Source organism: Streptomyces sp. NEAU-174 (genome assembly GCF_052665095.1).
On the sequence record NZ_JBQTCE010000015.1, the window covers coordinates 196243 to 215824 of the forward strand.

At 70.9% G+C, this 19582-nt stretch carries 1 protein-coding gene; it reads right to left on the minus strand.

The genetic code is table 11. The annotated features are described in order from the left end of the window. Positions 1-163 precede the first annotated feature (163 nt). A complete protein-coding gene (locus ACT2CW_RS36525) occupies positions 164-19297 on the minus strand; it encodes a non-ribosomal peptide synthase/polyketide synthase (protein WP_445519652.1) in 19134 nt (6377 codons plus the stop codon). Positions 19298-19582 lie beyond the last annotated feature (285 nt).

The following is a 19582-nucleotide window of genomic DNA, read 5'->3' on the forward strand; positions in this document are numbered from 1 at the left end:
GCCCCCTGGCCGCGCTGAGGACGCCATTCAGCGCTGGGGCAGGGCCTTGAATACACATGGCAACATTCCTCGTAGGCATACGGAACGAACGGACACGGCCCCAACCTGTCGTTCTCGTGGTGGCGAAACATCCGCGATCACCACAGTTACGGCTTCCGGCGATTCAGTCGGTTCCGGCCAAACCGAACTCCTTCGCGATCGCTTCCCATATCTTCCGTACGGACTCCTGGTCCGACAGCAAGTCGTAGTGGCTCGAGTCGAGCTTGTGCTCGCGGACGGTGCCGGTCACGTAGGGCTGCCACCATTCCGCCTTCCTCTCAGGCCCCGTGCTGATCAACAACGCGTCGCCTGCGAATTCCCGCTCCTTGTGGCCGCGGGCGATGTTCTCGTTGTTCCGTACGATCTCCAGATAGGCCTCGTGCTCTTCTCCCGTGAGTATCCGGACCATCCGCTCGTAGTCCTTGGCGTGTTGCTCGTCCTCTTCTTGAGAGGGCGGCCGTGCCGCGGGGTGGGAGTCCAGAATGACCAGGGCGGCCACCTCCTCTCCCGCCTCCTGGAGTTGAACGGCCATCTCGTGGACGACATTGCCGCCGAAGGACCAGCCGAGCAGGTAGTACGGACCCGTGGCCTGGACGGCGCGCATCTCGGCTACATAGTCGGCGGCCATCTCCGCCAGCGAACCGGGTACCGGGATCTCGTCGCCGACGAGGCCGCGCGGTCGTATGGCGTAGAGCGGGTAGCGGGGGGGCACGTGGTTGGCCAGCCAGCCGTACTCCCATCCCAGGCCCAGCCCCGCGTGCACACAGAAGAAGGGCGGGCGGTCATCGCCGGAGCGCAAGGGAAGCAGTATGCCCCGGCTCCCCTGCAACCCCGCCTGTTCCAGCCGCGCAGCCAGGCCGGCGACCGTCGGCGTCTCGAACACCACCCGGACCGGCAGCTCCACACCCAGCACCGCGCGGATCCGGCTCACCAGCCGCATCGCCAGCAGCGAGTGCCCGCCCAGGGCGAAGAAGTCATCGTCAACCCCCACCCGCTCCACACCCAGCACCTGCCCGAACACCGCGCTCAGGACGTCCTCGCGCACGCTCACCGGGCCACGGCCCCCGCCCGTGTCGGAGGCGTAGTCCGGTGCCGGCAGAGCGGCGCGGTCCACCTTGCCGTTCACTGTCAAGGGCAGCCGCTCCAGCAGCACGACTGCCGACGGCACCATGTACTCCGGCAACCGAGCCGCCACCAGCATCCGGAGCTCCTCGGCCAGACGGGTTCCAGCGCCATCAGTCTCGACGCCGTTACCGAGGGCATCTGCTGCCTCACGGGTCCCGTCCGCTCCCTCGGTCGCTTCCGGTACGGCGTAGGCGACCAGGCGCTTGTCGGCAGCGCCCTCCCCGTGGGCGACGACGACAGCCTGCGCGACGTCTTCATGCCCGGCCAACACCGCCTCGATCTCACCCGGCTCCACCCGGAAACCCCGAATCTTCACCTGATCGTCGGCACGCCCCACGAACTCCAACACCCCCGCCCGGTTCCAGCGCACCACATCCCCGGTCCGGTACATCCGCGCACCAGCCCCCTCGAACGGACACGCCACAAACCGGTCCGCGGTCAGGCCCGGACGGTTCAGATACCCCCGGGCCAGCCCCGCACCCGCCACATACAGCTCCCCCGCCACCCCCACGGGCACCGGAGCCAACCGCTCGTCCAGCACATACAGGCGCGTATTGTCCAACGGGCGCCCGATCGGGAGGGTATCCGCTATCTGCTCAACGTCAGTGAGCGGAATCTGTGTGGCGATCAGCGTCGCCTCGGTCGGGCCGTAGGTGTTGCGAACAGTTGTCCCGGGCACGGCGCGCAGCACCCGACGGACAGCGCCCGCGGGCACCACGTCACCGCCGGTGCTCACCTCGGTGACGCCGTCGAAGGCGGTGGGGTCTTCCTCGGCGATCACGCGGAACAGTCCGGCAGTCAGGTGCACATGGGTCAGGCTGTGCTCGGTGATCAGTGACCGTAGCAGCTCGGCGTCGAAGCGGCCCGTCGGGGCGAGGACCACCTGCTCGCCGCCCAGTAGCGTCACCCACAACTCGTAGACGGACGCGTCGAACGTGTGCGGAGACCGCATCAGGACCCGCTGGGGTTCGGGTGTCTTCCAGCCCCGGTCGGCGGCGAAGTCGACCACATCCCGGTGGGTGATGACGACGCCCTTGGGGGTGCCGGTGGATCCGGAGGTGTAGATGGCGTAGGCCGGGTGATCCGGCGTGAGAGGACCGGCCAGTTCGTCCGGTGCGAGGGGGCCGGCGTCCAGATCGGACACCACCTCCCGCACCGCCGGCTCATCCACCACGATCGGCTCCGGCGCGCACTCCCAGCCGCTCGCCCCCGCCTCGCCCAGTTTGTCACGCATCGCCGCCGCGGTCAGCACGGCCACCGGGGCGGCATCGGCCAGCATGCCCGCGATACGGGCAGCCGGATAGTCCGGGTCGACCGGCACATACGCACCACCAGCCTTCAGCACCGCCAGCAGCGCCACAACCAACTCCACCGACCGGTCCATCACCACCGCGACCAACGACTCGGGACCCACACCCAGGCCGATCAGATGCCGGGCCAACCGGTTGGACGCCATCTCCAATTCCCCGTAGGACACCTGCTGACTGTCCCGGACCACAGCAACGGCGCCCGGAGTGCGCCTGGCCTGCGCGCCGAACAGCTCCGGCACCGTGGCCACCGGCACCGCACGGTCCGTGTCGTTCCACTCCGTGACAATCCGCCACCGCTCGGCGGCATCCAGCAGATCGATACTGTGCACAGGCCGACCCGGATCGGCTACGACCACCTCCAGCACCCGCACCAACCAGGCGCCCAAAGCCCGCACCGTCACCTCGTCGAAAAGATCCGCCGCATACACGATCTCACCGACCAACCCAGCCGGCCGCCCCTGCCCGTCGAACCGCTCGACCACATCGACCTGCAAATCGAACTTGGCCACCGGCAGATCAGCCGGACCGGCCTCAACCTCCACGCCCGGCAGATCCACCATCGCCTCAGGCACGTTCTGCACCTCCAGCATCACCTGAAACAGCGGATGCCGAGCCATCGAACGGAACGGAGCCAACTCCTCCACCAGCCGCTCGAACGGCACATCCTGATGCTCGAACGCCCCCAGCGCAGCCCGCCGCACCCGCCCCAACACCTCGGCGAACGACGGATCCCCCGACATGTCCGTCCGCACCACCAACGTATTCACAAAGAACCCGACCAGATCCTCCAGCGCATCATCCGTCCGGCCCGCCACCGGACTACCGATCGACAGGTCCTGCCCCGCCCCCAACCGCGACAACAACACCGCCATCGCGGCGTGCCACACCATGAACATCGTCACGCCCTGCTCACGCGCCAGCCCCGCCAACCGCTCATGCAACTCAGCAGACAGATCCAGAGGAACCGTCCCACCCCGGTGACTGGGCACCCGCGGCCGGCGGCGGTCCACCGGTAGAATCAACTCCTCCGGCGCATCCTGTAGTTCGGCCTTCCAGTACGCCACCTGTTCGGCCATGACGCTGTCCGGATCCCCGGCGTCACCCAGCAGTTCCCCCTGCCAGAGCGTGTAGTCCGCATACTGCACCGGCAACGGTTCCCACTCCGGCGCACGTTCCGCACACCGCGCCGCATAGGCCACCGACAGATCCCGCCACAACGGCCCCATCGACCACCCGTCAACAGCGATGTGATGCATGACGAGGCAGAGAATCCACTCGTCGCCATCGGCATTCTCGCCCTGCGGAGGCGACTGCGACGACACCGTGGCGAACAGTTCGGCTCGTACCGGCAGTTCGGCGGCGAGGTCGAAGGTGTGATGGGCGAGCCGCTCGATCCGCCTCGGCAGCTCCTCGGCGGTGACGGTGGTGAGGGGCAGATCTACCACAGCCTCGTCCGCGGGCATGATCCGCTGGTACGGCTCCCCGTCCACCTGGGAGAAGCACGTCCGCAGACTCTCGTGCCGCGCCACCACATCCCGCAACGCCGCCCGCAACGCCGCCACGTCCAACCGCCCCGACAACCGCGGCGAGAGGGAAATATTGTAGGTGGAGTTCGGACCCTGCAAGCGGTCCAGGAACCACAACCGGCGCTGCGCGAACGACAACGGCACCATTTCGGGACGTGCACCCGCCACCACCGTCGCCCGCGCGGCCGCACCACCCGACTTACCCAGCCGTCGGGCCAACTCCCGGACCGTCGGCGTCTCGAACACCCCTCGGACCGGCAGCTCCACACCCAGCACCGCGCGGATCCGGCTCACCAGCCGCATCGCCAGCAGCGAGTGCCCGCCCAGGGCGAAGAAGTCATCGTCAACCCCCACCCGCTCCACACCCAGCACCTGCCCGAAGACCCCACACAACAACTCCTCACGCAGATCGGAGGGGCCACGCCCGGCGCCCGCCACAGCCGCGAAGTCCGGCTCCGGCAAGGCAGCCCGGTCCACCTTGCCGTTCACCGTCAGCGGCAGCCGCTCCAGCACCACAACCGCCGACGGCACCATGTGCTCCGGCAACCTGTCGACCACGTGGCCCTGCAACGCGCCCGCCAAGCTCGCATCCGCCACACCAGAAGCCGGGGCCACGTAGGCAGCCAGGCGCTTGTCGGCAGCGCCCTCCCCGTGGGCGACGACGACAGCCTGCGCGACGTCTTCATGCCCGGCCAACACCGCCTCGATCTCACCCGGCTCCACCCGGAAACCCCGAATCTTCACCTGATCGTCGGCACGCCCCACGAACTCCAACACCCCCGCCCGGTTCCAGCGCACCACATCCCCGGTCCGGTACATCCGCGCACCAGCCCCCTCGAACGGACACGCCACAAACCGGTCCGCGGTCAGGCCCGGACGGTTCAGATACCCCCGGGCCAGCCCGGCGCCGGCCAGATACAGCTCTCCCGGTACCCCCGCCGGCACCGGAGCCAGCCGCTCGTCCAGCACATACGCCCGGGTGTCGGCCAGCGGGCGCCCGATGGGGATGTCGCCCCCGTCGCCGACGTCGGCCTCGGTGACCGGGTGGGTATGGGTGTAGGTGGTGCTCTCCGTCGGGCCGTACCCGTTGATGAGCCGGGTTCCCGGCAGGGCTTCGAGAAGGGTCCGGCACTGCGGTACCGAGAGCACGTCCCCGCCGGTGAGGAGGGCGCGGACGCCGCGCAGTGCCTCGACGTCGATGTCCACCACCTGGTGCAGCAGGCCCGTGGGCAGCACCGCGACGGTGACCTGTTGGCTGGTCAGGAAATGCCGGAGGTCGGCCACGGACAGCGTCCCGGCCGGTCCGACCGCGAGTGTCGCCCCGTTGACCAGGGCGATCCACATCTCGAAGGTGGTGCAGTCGAACGACACCGAGGCGAGGTGCGCCACCACGTCACCGGGACGTACATCGGCGTACCCGGCCGGACGCACGAGGCGGTCGATCCCCCGGTGGGTGACCGTGACTCCCTTGGGGGCGCCGGTGGAGCCCGAGGTGTAGATGACATAGGCGGCCTGGTCAGGACGCGGCGGCGCGGCACGGTCCAGCCGGGTGAGCGGGCCCTCGTCATCGGCGGCCACCGCCGCCCGCACCGCCGGATCGTCCAGCGTGATCCGGGCCGGGCCTGACTCCGGGTCGAGGGGGCCCGCGTCGGACTGGTCGAGTCGGCCGGCGAAGGACGCGGTGGTGACCAGGGCGACCGGCGCCGCGTCGGCCACCATGAGACCGATGCGACCGATGGGGTACGACGGGTCGATCGGCAGATAGGCGCCCCCGGCCTTCAGCACCGCCAGCAGCACGGCGACCCTCTGTGGCGAGCGGTCCATCACCACCGCGACCACGGACTCGGGGCGTACCCCGTGTCCGATCAGGTGCCGGGCGAGGCGGTTGGACTCCGCGTCGAGCTGCGCGTACGTCATCCGCTCGTCGCCTCGGACCAGCGCGACGGCGTCGGGGGTGCGGGCGGCCTGCGCGCCGAACAGCTCGGGCACGGTGGCCGCGGGTTCCGGGCGTGCCGTGTCGTTCCACTCGGTCAGGATTTGCCGCCGCTCGTCGGCGTCGAGCGGGTCGATCCCGTGAAGGGACCGGTGGGGGTCGGCCGCGGCCGTGCGCAGGATGTGGACCAGCCGGGTGGCGAGCGTCTCGGCCGTGGTCCGGTCGAAGAGATCGGAGGCGTAGGTGATCCCGCCGTTCAGACCGGCCGGCCGGCCCTGGTCGTCGAAGCGCTCTTCGACGTGGAAGTCGAGGTCGAACTTGGCCATGGAGACCTCGGAGGGCCGGGCCTCGACGTCCAGGCCCGGCAGGTCGATCGTCGCCTGGGGAACGTTCTGCACCGCCAGCATGACCTGGAACAGCGGGTGCCTGGCCAGCGAGCGGGCCGGGGCCAGCTCCTCCACCAGCCGCTCGAACGGCACCTCCTGGTGCTCCAGCGCGCCCAGCGCCCGCTGCCGCACCCGCCCCAGCAGCTCGGCGAAGCTCGGGTCGCCGGACAGGTCGGTGCGCACCACCAGCGTGTTCACGAAGAACCCGACCAGGTCCTCCACCGCCTGATCGTTCCGCCCGGCGACCGGGCTGCCGATCGGGATGTCCTCCCCCGCGCCCAGCTTCGACAGCAGCACCGCCAGGGCGGCCTGCCACACCATGAACATCGTCACACCCTGCCGGGCCGCCAGCTCCGCCAGCTGGGCGTGCAGGTCGGCCCGCAGGGTCAGCGGCACCCAGCCACCGCGGTGACTGGCCACCGCGGGCCGCCGCCGGTCCACCGGAAGCTCCAACTCCTCCGGCGCACCCCGCAGTTCGGCCTTCCAATAGGCCACCTGACCTGCCAGCACACTGTCCGGATCCTCCGGATCGCCGAGCATCCCCCGCTGCCACAGCGCGTAGTCCGCGTACTGCACCGGCAGCGGCTCCCAGCCCGGCGCACGCCCGGCGCGGCGGGCGGTGTAGGCGGCCGACAGGTCCCGCAGCAGCGACCCCATGGACCAGCCGTCGCCCGCGATGTGGTGGACGACCAGCACCAGCACCCAGTCGCCTGGGGCCACCGACCCGGCATCGGGTGCCGGCTGGTCAGTGCCCGAGGTGAAGAGCGTGGCGCGCAGGGGCGGCTCGCCCGCGAGGTCGAAGGCGTGCGCGCAGGCCCGGTCGATCCGCGCTTCCAGTTCATCGGCGGCGACCGGGATCAGAGGCAGCTCCACGCCCGCCTCGGCGACGGAGGCGATCTCCTGGTACGGCTCCCCCTCCAGCTGCGGAAAGCGCGTCCGCAGACTCTCGTGCCGGGCCACCACATCGCCCAGCGCCGCCCGCAGCGCCGAGATGTCCAGCCGTCCCGACAGCCGCAGCACCAGCGGAATGTTGTACAACGCGCTCGCGCCCTCGAGCCGGTCCACGAACCACAACCGCCGCTGGGCGTAGGAGAGCGGCAGCACCCGCGGACGCGGCCCGGCCACCACCGCCGACCGCGCCGGCACACCACCGGCCTGCTCCAGCCGCGCCGCCAGACCGGCCACGGTCGGCGTCTCGAACACCGCCGGGACCGGGACCTCCAGACCCATGACCGCCCGGATCCGGCTGACCAACCGCACGGCCAGCAGCGAATGCCCGCCCAGCGCGAAGAAGTCGTCCTCCACAGTGACCCGGGGCAGGTCGAGTACCTGGGCGAACACCGAGCACAGAATCTCCTCGTACACGGTGGCCGGTCGCCTGCCCGGTCCCGCGCCTGCGCCGGACACGTGGTGCGGCGCGGGCAGCGCGGCACGGTCGACCTTGCCGTTCACCGTCAGCGGCAGCCGCTCCAGCACCACCACCGACGGCACCATGTACTGCGGCAGCCGACTCGCCGTGAAGTCCCGCGCCACCGCGCCGAATTCCGCGTCCGCCGCGCCGTGGGTGAGGACGACATAGGCGGCGAGGTACTTGTCACCGGGGGTGTCCTCGCGGGCGATGACCACCGCCTGGGCCACCTGCTCGTGCTGGGCCAGCACCGCCTCGACCTCACCCGGCTCGACGCGGAAGCCACGGATCTTCACCTGGTCGTCCGCCCGGCTCACGAACTCCAGCTGACCGTCGCGGTTCCAGCGCACCACGTCGCCCGTCCGGTACATGCGCCCACCGCCGCCTTCGAACAGGCAGGCCACGAACCGCTCACCGGTCAGCCCCGGACGGTTCAGATACCCCCGGGCCAGCCCGGCGCCGGCGATGTACAGCTCACCGACCACCCCCGCCGGCACGGGGTTGAGGAATTCGTCGAGCACGTACATCCGCGTGTTGTCCAGCGGATACCCGACCGGCACCACATCCCCGATCGCCTTGGGGTCCTGGATCGGGATCTGGGTACCGATGACGGTCACCTCGGTCGGACCGTAGGTGTTGCGGACCGTGATCGAGGGCACGGCCTCCAGCACCTGCCGCACCGCCGCGGTGGGGACCACGTCCGCGCCGGTGTACACCTCGTGCAGCCCGGCGAAGGCGGTGGGGTCCTCCTCGGCGATCACCCGGAACAGCCCCGCGGTCAGCTGGGCGTGGGTCAGCCCGTGGTCGCCGACCAGCGACCTGAGCAGCGCCGCGTCGATCCGGCCCCGGGGGGCGATGACCACCTGTCCGCCGGTCAGCAGCCGCACCCACAGCTCGAGGGTGGAGCCGTCGAAGGTGTGCGGCGCGGCGAACAGGCCCCGGGCCTGCCCAGGGAAGTGCCAGCAGCGGTCACCGGCGAGTTCCACCACGTCCCGGTGGGTGGTCGCGATGCCCTTGGGCTCACCCGTCGATCCGGAGGTGAACATCACGTACGCCAGCTGGTCGGGCATGACCGGCACCGGTACGGCCGAGTCGGGCGCATCGGCCCACGCGGCCTCCGCCTCGTCCGCGTCGGCCACGACCACCGTGCCGGCGTGCTCCCGTACGGTCGGCGCGTACACCTCGTCGACCAGGCACACCTCCACACCGGCCTGGAGCAGCACCTGTCCGATGCGCTGGGCCGGCTGGCCGGGATCGACGGGCACATACACGCCGCCGGCCTTCACCACCGCCAGCAGAGCGGTCACGAGGTCGATCGACCGGTCCATGACCACCCCGACAAGGGACTCGGGGGCCACCCCACGGTCGATCAGATGCCGGGCGAGACGATTGGACCGGGCCTCCAGTTCGCCGTACGAGACCCGCTCCTCGCCGGACGCCAAGGCGATCGCCTCAGGGGCGCGGGTGGCGTGCGCGGTGAACAACGCCGGCACGGTGTCGGCGGCCGGGCGGCGGTCACCGTTCCATTCCGTCAGCAGTCGCCGCCGCTCGGCGGGGTCCAGCAGGTCCAGGCGGCTGATGGGACGGGCAGGGCCGGCGGCGACGGTCTTCAGGAGCCGGACCAGCCGGGTGACCAGCGTCTCGGCCGTGGCCTGGTCGAACAGGTCGGTGGCGTACGTGAGTCCGCCGAGCAGACCGTCGGGCCGCCCCTGTCCGTCGAACCGCTCGACGACTTGGAAGTCGAGGTCGAGCTTGGCCATGGTGGCATCGCCCGGGTGGACTTCGACGTCCAGGCCCGGCAGGTCGATCGTCGCCTGGGGGACGTTCTGCACCGTCATGGTGACCTGGAACAGCGGGTGCCTGGACAGCGAGCGGGCCGGGGCCAGCTCCTCCACCAGCCGCTCGAACGGCACCTCCTGGTGCTCCAGCGCGCCCAGCGCCCGCTGCCGCACCCGGCCCAGCAGCTCGGCGAAGGTCGGATCGCCGGACAGGTCGGTGCGCACCACCACCATGTTCATGAACAACCCGACCAGGTCCTCCACGGCCTGGTCGGTCCGTCCGGCGATCGCGCTGCCGATCGGGATGTCCTTACCCGCGCCCAGCTTGGACAGCAGCACCGCCAGGGCGGCCTGCCACACCATGAACATCGTCACGCCCTCGGCACGGGCCAGCTCCGCCAGGTCGGCATGGAGTTCCGGCGGAACGTCGATCACCGCCCAGCCGCCCCGGTGACTGGCCACCGTGGGCCGCCGCCGATCCACCGGAAGCTCCAACTCCTCGGGCACGCCTTGCAGTTCGGCCTTCCAAAAGGCCACCTGCCCGGCCAGCACACTGCCCGGATCCTCCGCATCGCCGAGCATCCCCTGCTGCCACAGCGCGTAGTCCGCGTACTGCACCGGCAGCGGCTCCCAGCCCGGCGCACACCCGGCACACCGCGCCGCGTACGCCTCCGACAGATCCCGCCACAGCAGCCCCATCGACCAGCCGTCGCCCGCGATGTGATGCACGACCAGCACCAGCACCCAGTCGCCTGGGGCCACCGACCCGGCATCGGTCGGCGACGGGCCGGTGGCAGAGGTGAACAGCGTGGCGCGCAGGGGCAGCTCGCCCGCGAGGTCGAAGACGTGCGAGCAGGCCCGGTCGATCCGCGCTTCCAGCTCGTCGGCGGCGACCGGGACCACCGGCAGATCCACGCCCGCCTCGGCGACGGACACGATCTCCTGGTACGGCTCCCCCTCCACCTGCGGGAAACGCGTCCGCAGACTCTCGTGCCGCGCCACCACATCACCCAACGCCGCCCGCAGCGCCGAGACGTCCAGCCGTCCCGACAACCGCAGCACCAGCGGAACGTTGTACAACGCGCTCGCACCCTCGAGCCGGTCCACGAACCACAACCGCCGCTGGGCATAGGAAAGCGGAAGCACCCGCGGACGCGGCCCGGCCACCACCGCCGACCGCGCCGGCACACCACCGGCCCGCTCCAGCCGCGCCGCCAGACCGGCCACGGTCGGCGCCTCGAAAAGGGCCCGGACGGGCAGTTCGACCCCCAGCACGGTGCGGATCCGGCTGGCCAGCCGCACCGCCTGGAGCGAGTGTCCGCCCAGTTCGAAGAAGCTGTCGTCGACCCCGACCCGCGGCACGCCCAGCACCTGGGCGAAGACCGCGCGCAGAAGGTCCTCGCGCACCGTGGCCGGTCGCCTTCCCGGCGCCGCGCCGGATCGGGGCTCGGGGGCGGGCAGGGCGGCGGAGGCGGGGTCCGCCTGCTCTTCCGCCCGGCGCACGAGCTCCAGCTGACCGGCGCGGTTCCACCGCACCACGTCCCCGGTGCGGTACATCCGGGCACCGGGTTCCTCGAACGGGCAGGCCACGATCTGCTCGGCGACCGGACCCGGACGGTGCCGTTCCGCACGGGCGAGCCCGGCACCCGCTAGATACAGCTCACCGGCCACCCCCGGCGGCACCGGTTCGAGAAGGGCGTCCAGGACGTAGACACGCGTGTCGGCCGACGCATCCGCGATCGGTACGCGCTCCCCACCGGGTACCGGCGTCGCCGCGTCATTCCACTCCGTCAGGATCCGCTTTCGCTCCGCGGCGTCCAGCAGGTCGATTCCACGGATGGGCCGACGGGGGTCGTCGACCGCCGCCCGCAGGACCCGGATCAGCCGGGTGATGAGCATGTCCACCGTGGCCTGGTCGAACAGATCGGTGGCATACGTGATGCCGCCGTCCAGACCGGCCGGCCGACCCAGCGCGTCGAAACGCTCGATGACCTCGAGGTCCAGGTCGAACTTGGCGCCCTGTGCCCCGGACGGCATGACGCCAACCTCGACCCCGGGCAGGTCGAGCGCCACGTCCGGGACGTTGTGCAGCGTCAGGGCGACCTGGAACAGCGGGTGCCTGGCCATGGAACGGGCCGGGGCCAGCTCCTCCACCAGCCGCTCGAACGGCACCTCCTGGTGCTCCAGCGCGCCCAGCGCAGACCGCCGCACCCGCCCCAGCACCTCGGCGAAGGTCGGGTCACCGGACAGGTCGGTGCGTATCACCAGCGTGTTCACGAAGAACCCGGCCAGATCCTCCAGGGCCTGATCATTGCGCCCGGCCACCGGGCTGCCGATGAGGATGTCCTCCCCCGCGCCCAGCCTGGAGAGCAGCACCGCCACCGCCGCCTGCCACACCATGAACATCGTCACGCCCTCGGCACGGGCCAGCTCCGCCAGCTCCGTATGCAGTTCGGCGGGCATCCGGAAGCCGCACAGCCCGCCCTGGTGGCCGGCCTCCACAGGTCGCGGCCGGTCCACCGGCAAGGTCAGTTCCTCCGGCGCCCCGGCCAGCGCCTTCCGCCAGTACGCCAGCTGGCCGGCCAGCACGCTGTCCGGATCGTCCGCCTCACCCAGCACCTTCCGCTGCCACAGCGTGTAGTCCGCGTACTGCGCCGGCAGCGGCTCCCAGCCCGGCGCGCTCCCCGCACGGCGCGCCGCGTACGCCACCGACAGATCCCGCCACAGCAGCCCCATCGACCACCCGTCGGCCGCGATGTGGTGCACGACCAGCACCAGCACGGACTCACCCGTCACCACCAGGCCGTCCTCCGGCGGCGGCTGGTCCGAGTCGAGCGCGAACAGAGTGGCCCGCACCGGCAGTTCGGCTGCCGCGTCGAAGGCATGGGAGGACGCCCGGTCGATCCACGCCGCCAACTCGTCAGCGGCCACCGGGATCAGCGGCAGGTCGACACTCGCCTCGGCGACAGGCACGATCTCCTGGTACGGCTCCCCTTCCACCTCCGGAAAGCGCGTCCGCAGACTCTCGTGCCGCGCCACCACATCGGCCAGCGCCGCCCGCAGCGCGGAGACGTCCAGCCGTCCCGACAACCGCAACACCAGCGGAACGTTGTACAGCGCGCTCGCGCCTTCGAGACGATCCAGGAACCACAACCGGCGCTGAGCGTACGACAGCGGCAACACCGGCGGACGTGGTCCGGCCACCACCGCGGGCCGCGCCGCATCGCCACCGGCCCGCTCCAGCCGCGCCGCCAGACCGGCCACGGTCGGCGTCTCGAACAGCGCCCGCACCGGCACCTCCGCACCGAAGACCGTGCGGACCCTGCTGACCAGCCGCACCGCGAGCAGTGAATGCCCGCCGAGGGAGAAGAAGTCGTCCTCGGCCCCGACCCGGGACAGGCCCAGCACCTGGGCGAAGAGCGAGCACAGGAGCTCCTCGCGCATGGTGACGGGCCTCCGTCCCGCGTCGGAGGCGTAGTCCGGCACCGGGAGGGCGGCCCGGTCGAGCTTGCCGTTCACCATCAGTGGCAGCCGCTCCAGCACCACGATCGCCGACGGCACCATGTACTCCGGCAGCCTGCCCGCGAGGTACCCGCGCACCGCCGGCTCCAGCCCTTCGCCGACGGCCGTGCCGGGGTCACCCGCGGGGACGACGTAGGCCGTCAGACGCTTGTCACCGGGAGTGTCCTCACGGACGATGACCACGGCCTGCGCCACCCGCTCGTGCCCGGCCAGCACCGCCTCGACCTCACCCGGCTCGATCCGGAAACCGCGGATCTTCACCTGGTCGTCGGCACGGCCGACGTAGAGGAGCTGGCCGTCGGCGGTCCAGCGCACCTTGTCGCCGGTGCGGTACATGCGCCCTGCCTGCCCGCCATCGGGCCGGGAGTGGCTCCCGGCCGCCGGGCCGGAGGAGAGGGGCCCGGCCGCCCCGCGGAACGGATCGGCCACGAACCGCTCGGCGGTGAGCCCTGGGCGGTTCAGATACCCCCGGGCGACACCGGCGCCGGAGACGTAGAGGTCACCGACCACCCCCACCGGCACGGGCGCGAGGTGTTCATCGAGGACATAGACGCTGGTATTGGGCAGCGGCCGGCCGATGCTCGGCAGGTCACCGGGGCGCAGCGGGCCCGCGGCGGCCGCGATCACGGTGATCTCGGTCGGTCCGTACGCGTTGCCGAACCAGCGGTCGGCGCCCCACCGGTCGACGAGTTCGGAGCCCAGAGCCTCGCCCGCGACCAGCAGCGTCCGCACGGAGGCCAGTTCGGCCTCGGTCTCGACCATGCCGAGGACCGTGGGCGGGAGCTGCATATGCGTGACGGCGTGCCGGGCCACCACACCGGCCAGCCCGGCTCCGGGCAGCAGGTGCTCGGCCGGCGCCACCACCAGGCATGCCCCAGCGGAGAACGCCATCATGATCTCCCAGGTCGCGACGTCGAAGCCGATCGACGCGAACTGCAACAGCCGACTGTCGGAGTCCAGGTCCGGCCATCGGTCGGCCATGAGGTTCACGGCGTTCGCGTGCGGTACCACGACACCCTTGGGCGTCCCCGTCGAGCCGGAGGTGTAGATCACATAGGCGGCGTGGTCCGGGCGCAGGGGGGCGATCCGGTCGGCCTGGGAGAGTGCGCGCGCGTCCTGGCCGGCCACCGTCGCCCGGACCACCGGGTCGTCCAGCGTGATCCACTGCGGGCCGGTCTCCGGTCCGTGCCCGTCCGCGTGGGGCTCACGCAGTCGGCCGGCGATCGCCGTGGTGGTGAGCAAGGCGACCGGGGTGGCGTCGGCGCACATGAAGGCGACGCGCTCGGCGGGCTGGCCGGGGTCGATGGGGAGGTAGGCGCCACCGGCCTTCACCACCGCCAGCAGCGCGGTGATCAGGTCGGGCGAGCGCTCCATCACCACCGCGACCAGGGACTCCGGCCCCACTCCGCGCGTGATCAGATACCGGGCGAGGCGGTTGGCACGCGCCTCCAGCTCGGCGTAGGACAGCCGCACGTCTTCGTAGGCCAGAGCGTCGGCGCCGGGGGTGCGGGTGGCCTGGGCGGTGAACATGTCCGCCAGTGTGGTGACGGGCACCGGGCGGGCGGTGTCGTTCCACTCCGTCAGGATCCGCTGCCGCTCGGCCGTGGGGAGGACGTCGATGTGCTCGAGTGGGGTGTCCGGGTGCTGTTCCAGAGCGCTGATCAGGTTTTCGGTGGTGGTATGCAGCAGGCGGGTGATCAGCTCCGGGTCGATCGCCGCGGCCACCTGCACCTCGAAGGCGAAGTCGTAGTCACTGTCGTCCACGGACACGACCAGGGGGTAGTTGGTCCGGTCCCAGGAGCCGAGGACCTCGGTCCCGTGTGGCTTCGGCGCCACCCAGTCGCCGCTGAAGAAGTGCCGGTAGTTCAGCAGGGCGGTGAACAGCGGAGCCGGGGCGCGGACGCCGCTGGCCCGCTGGGCGACGGCCAGTGAGGCGTGTTCGTGCACGATCAGGTCGGCCAGCTGAGTCTGCATCGAGCGCATCGCGTCCCGCACACCGATGCCGCTGCCGGTGCGCGCGCGCACCGGCAGCGTATTGATGAACAGCCCCGGGACACGGTCGGCACCCGCTCCGGCGTTCATCCGTCCGAACAGCACGGTGCCGAACACCACGTCGTCGCGGGCGGACACCGACGCCAGGACGCGGGCCCACACGGTATGGAACACCGTCGCGGGGCTCACCCCCAGCACACTGGCCTGCTGCCGCAACCGCACCGCCAGCCGCCCGTCCACCGGCAGACGGGCCTCCCTGACGGCCGTACCGTCCCCGTGCACGTCCACCAGCCCGAACGGGGCCGTCGGCTCGGCCACGTCTCCCAGCAGCCCCGCGAAGTACCGCTCGTGCTCGGCCGGAGGTATTCCCATCCGTGCCTGCGCCACGAAGGTACGGAACGGCAAGGGCACCGGGAGCTCATCCCCTCGCCCGTCCAGGACCGTCTGCACCTCGTCCAGCACCACATCCAGGGCGGTGTGATCCTGCACGAGATGGTGGAACTGCAACACCCCACGCCAGCGTTCACCGTCCGGTTGGGCCGCGACACACATCCGCAGCAACGGACGCCGGCTGATATCCATCGCCGAACCGCTCGCGGCCAGCAACTCCTGGACCGTGTCAGAGGCTGTGCCCTCCAGGGTGATCTCCTGAACGGGGAGCCGGGCTTCGCGGAGTACCACCTGGACCGGCTCCCGCAGTCCTTCCCACAGGAACACCGTCCGGAATGTGTCATGCCGGTCCACGACCGTCTGGAAAGCGTCCACGTACCGGTCCAGACGGGTCCGGGAATCAAACTCCAACACGATGGACACGACGTATGCGTCGTTGCCGCTGTCCCGCATGAGGTGGTGGAAGAAGATGCCTTCCTGCAACGGCGCCAGCGGATATATGTCCGCCACGTTCGCCGCCCCGCCCGGGACCTGCTCGACGATCCGTGCAATCTCCTCACCGGTCAGCTCGACGAGCGGCAGCATGTCCGGCGTGATCGCCTCCGCCCCCACCGGAATCATGTTCGGCGGGACCGTGATCTCGGACTGACCGGCCACCACGGCCAGACTGGCCACCGTCGGTGCGGTGAACAACGACTGCACGTCAACTGTCAGGGCCCGCTGCCGCAGCCGTTCGACCAACGACACCGCGAGCAGTGAGTGTCCGCCCAGCTCGAAGAAGTTGTCGTCGATGCCCACCTGCGGCAGCCCGAGGACCGTGGCGAACTCCTCGCACAGGATCTCCTCCCGCGGAGTGCGCGGCCCGTGCGCCGACACGGATGTGTCAGGCGCCGGCAGCGCCTTCCGGTCCAGCTTCCCGTTCACCGTCAACGGCAGGCCGTCCAGCACCACCACCGCAGACGGCACCATGTACTCGGGCAGGCGCTCACTCGCGTAGCTGCGCACTTCACCGGCCAGTGCGCTCATGGGCGCGGATTCGCCACTCGCCGGAACCACGTACGCCACCAGACGCTTGTCATCAGGCTGATCCTCACGGACCACCACCGCGGTCTGCCCCACCCGTTCGTGGGCGAGCAGCACGGCTTCCACCTCACCCGGCTCGATCCGGAACCCGCGGATCTTGACCTGGTCATCCGCCCGTCCCACGAACTCCAGCCGCCCACCGCTGGTCCAGCGCACCACGTCCCCGGTCCGGTACATCCGGCCACCAGCACCCTCGAACGGGCAGGCCGCGAACCGCTCGGCGGTCAGGCCCGGACGGTGCAGGTAACCCCGGGCCAGCCCGGCGCCGGCCACGTACAGCTCACCCGCCACGCCCACCGGCACCGGATGGAGGAAGTCGTCGAGGACGTACACCCGAGTGTTGTCCAGCGGGTGGCCGATGAGGCTGCCCGGGTGTTCCTCGTCCGCCATGGCCACGTCGAGCCGGAGGTGGCTGACATGCACGGTGGTCTCGGTGATGCCGTACATGTTCACCAGCGTCGGCGCCTCACCCCGGTGGCGGGCGTACCACTCCCGCAACCGGCGGAGATCGAGCGCCTCACCGCCGAACACCACCAACCGCAGCGCCAGTTCGGCACCCACCTCGGCGTGCCGCCCGTCGGCCCGCACGAGCTGGTAGAACGCCGAAGGAGTCTGGCTGAGCACCGTCACCCGCTCCCGCACCAGCAGGCGCAGGAACTCCCCGGGGGAGCGCGAGATGTCAAACGGAACCACCACCAGGCGCCCGCCGTGCAGCAACGCGCCCCACAGCTCCCACACCGAGAAGTCAAACGCGAAGGAATGGAACCAGGTCCACACGTCCCCGCTGTCGAAGCCGAACCGCTCCCCCGCCCCCTGCAAAAGGGCCGCCACATTCGTATGGGCGACAGAGACACCCTTGGGAGCACCGGTCGATCCAGAGGTGTAGATCACATAGGCCGGGTGTTCGGGCCGGAGTGGGGCGACTCGGTCGCCCTGGGCCAGGGCGTGTGCGTCCTGTCCTGCCACCTCGGCCCGTACCGCCGGATCATCCAGCACGATCCACCGCGGCACGGACGGTCCGGCATGTGGTCCTTCCCGGCCCAGCCGACCGGCGACCGCGGCAGTCGTCAGCAAGGCGACCGGGGCCGCGTCCGCCACCATCGAGGTGATGCGCTCGGCCGGGTATTCCGGGTCGACCGGCAGATACGCACCACCCGCCTTCATCACCGCCAGCAGCGCCGTGACCAGCTCGGGCGAGCGGTCCATCGCCACCGCCACCAGCGACTCCGGACCCACACCCCGCGCGATCAGGTACCGGGCCAACCGGTTCGACTCCGCCTCCAGTTCCGCGTACGAGACCCGTTCCTCGCCCGATACCACCGCCACGGCCTCGGGAGTGCGAGCGGCCTGCGCGCCGAACAGCTCCGGCACCGTCGCAGCCGCCACCGGGCGCGCGGTGTCATTCCACTCGACCAGCGTCCGCCGGCGTTCGTCGGCGTCCATCACCTCGATACGGTCCAGCCCGATGCCGGGATCGGCGGCGACCTCGCACAGGATCCGGACGAGGCGGGTGACGAAGCCTTCGGCCGTGGCCTGGTCGAACAGGGCGGTGGCGTAGCTGAGCACGGCCTCCATACCGGCCGGCCGGCCCTGGCCGTCGAATCGTTCCATCACCTGGAAGTCCAGGTCGAACTTGGCCAGGGGTATCTCGCCGGGGCGGACCTGGACCGTCAGGCCCGGCAGGTCCAGCGTCCCCTCGGGGGTGTTGTGGAGTGTGACGTTGACCTGGAACAGCGGATGCCGGCCGACCGAGCGGGCCGGGGCCAGCTCCTCCACCAGCCGCTCGAACGGCAGATCCTGGTGGTCCAGTGCGCCCAGGGCCGCCTGCCGCACCCGTCCCAGTACCTCGGCGAAGGTCGGGGCACCGGACAGGTCGGTGCGCACCACCAGCGTGTTCACGAAGAACCCGACCAGGTCCTCCAGGTCCTGCTCGGTCCGCCCGGCGACCGGGCTGCCGATCGGGATGTCCTCGCCCGCGCCCAGCTTGGACAGCAGCACCGCCACCGCGGCCTGCCACACCATGAACATCGTCACGTCCTGCCGAGCCGCCAGCTCCGCCAACTCGGCGTGCAGTTCGGCCGGCAGGTCGAGCCGCACCAGTCCGCCGTCGTGATCGGCCGTCGCGGGCCGCGGCCGGTCCACCGGCAGGGCCAGCTCCTCCGGCGCCCCGGCCAGGGCCTGCCGCCAGTACGCGAGCTGCCTGGCCCGCACACTGTCCGGGTCGTGTGCCTCACCCAGCAGCTCCTGCTGCCACAGGCTGTAGTCGGCGTACTGCACCGGCAACGGCTCCCAGCCCGGCTCACGCCCGGCGCACCGCGCCGCATACGCCTCTGAGAGGTCCCGCCACAGCGGGGCCACCGACCACCCGTCGGCCGCGATGTGGTGCACCACCAGCACCAGCACACACTCACCGGTCACCGGCGAGTCGCGGTCCACCGTCGGTTGCCCGGACACCGGCGTGAGCAGTGTGGCCCGCAGGGGGATTTCGGCCGCCAGATCGAACACGTCCAGGGAAGCGCGGGCGATACCGGATTCCAGCTCGTCGGCAGGGGTGGGAACCAGGGTCAGCTCGACGCTTGCCCCGTCCGGGGGAAGGATCTCCTGGTACGGCTCCCCGCCCAGCTGCGGGAATCGCGTGCGCAGACTCTCGTGCCGGGCCAGGACGTCGTCCAGCGCGACCCGGAGCGCCGCGACGTCCAGCCGTCCGGACATCCGCAGCACCAGCGGGATGTTGTAGAGCGCGGTCGGGCCTTCCAGCTGGTCCAGCAACCACATCTGACGCTGCGCATACGACGCGGGGATCACAAGAACTCCTTACGGGCGGGAGCATCCGACGAAGGAAGGAGAACGACTGTGACGGACTTCGGGCAGTCGCGATCCCGACGGCGGTCGGGGATCCAGGCGCCAACCAAACCGTGCATCCACTCCAACGGGGCGATGCTCCAGGGACACGCCTGTTCACGGCATCGGTAGGAGCCACAGTTACGGCTCGCCCCCGCGGTTTCCCCGTCGTTCCGGCAGCCGAGTCCGCCACGGGCGGCGCTTGTGCCGCCCCTCGCGGAGGGCACGCGGAAGAGCTCTCGGCAGGAA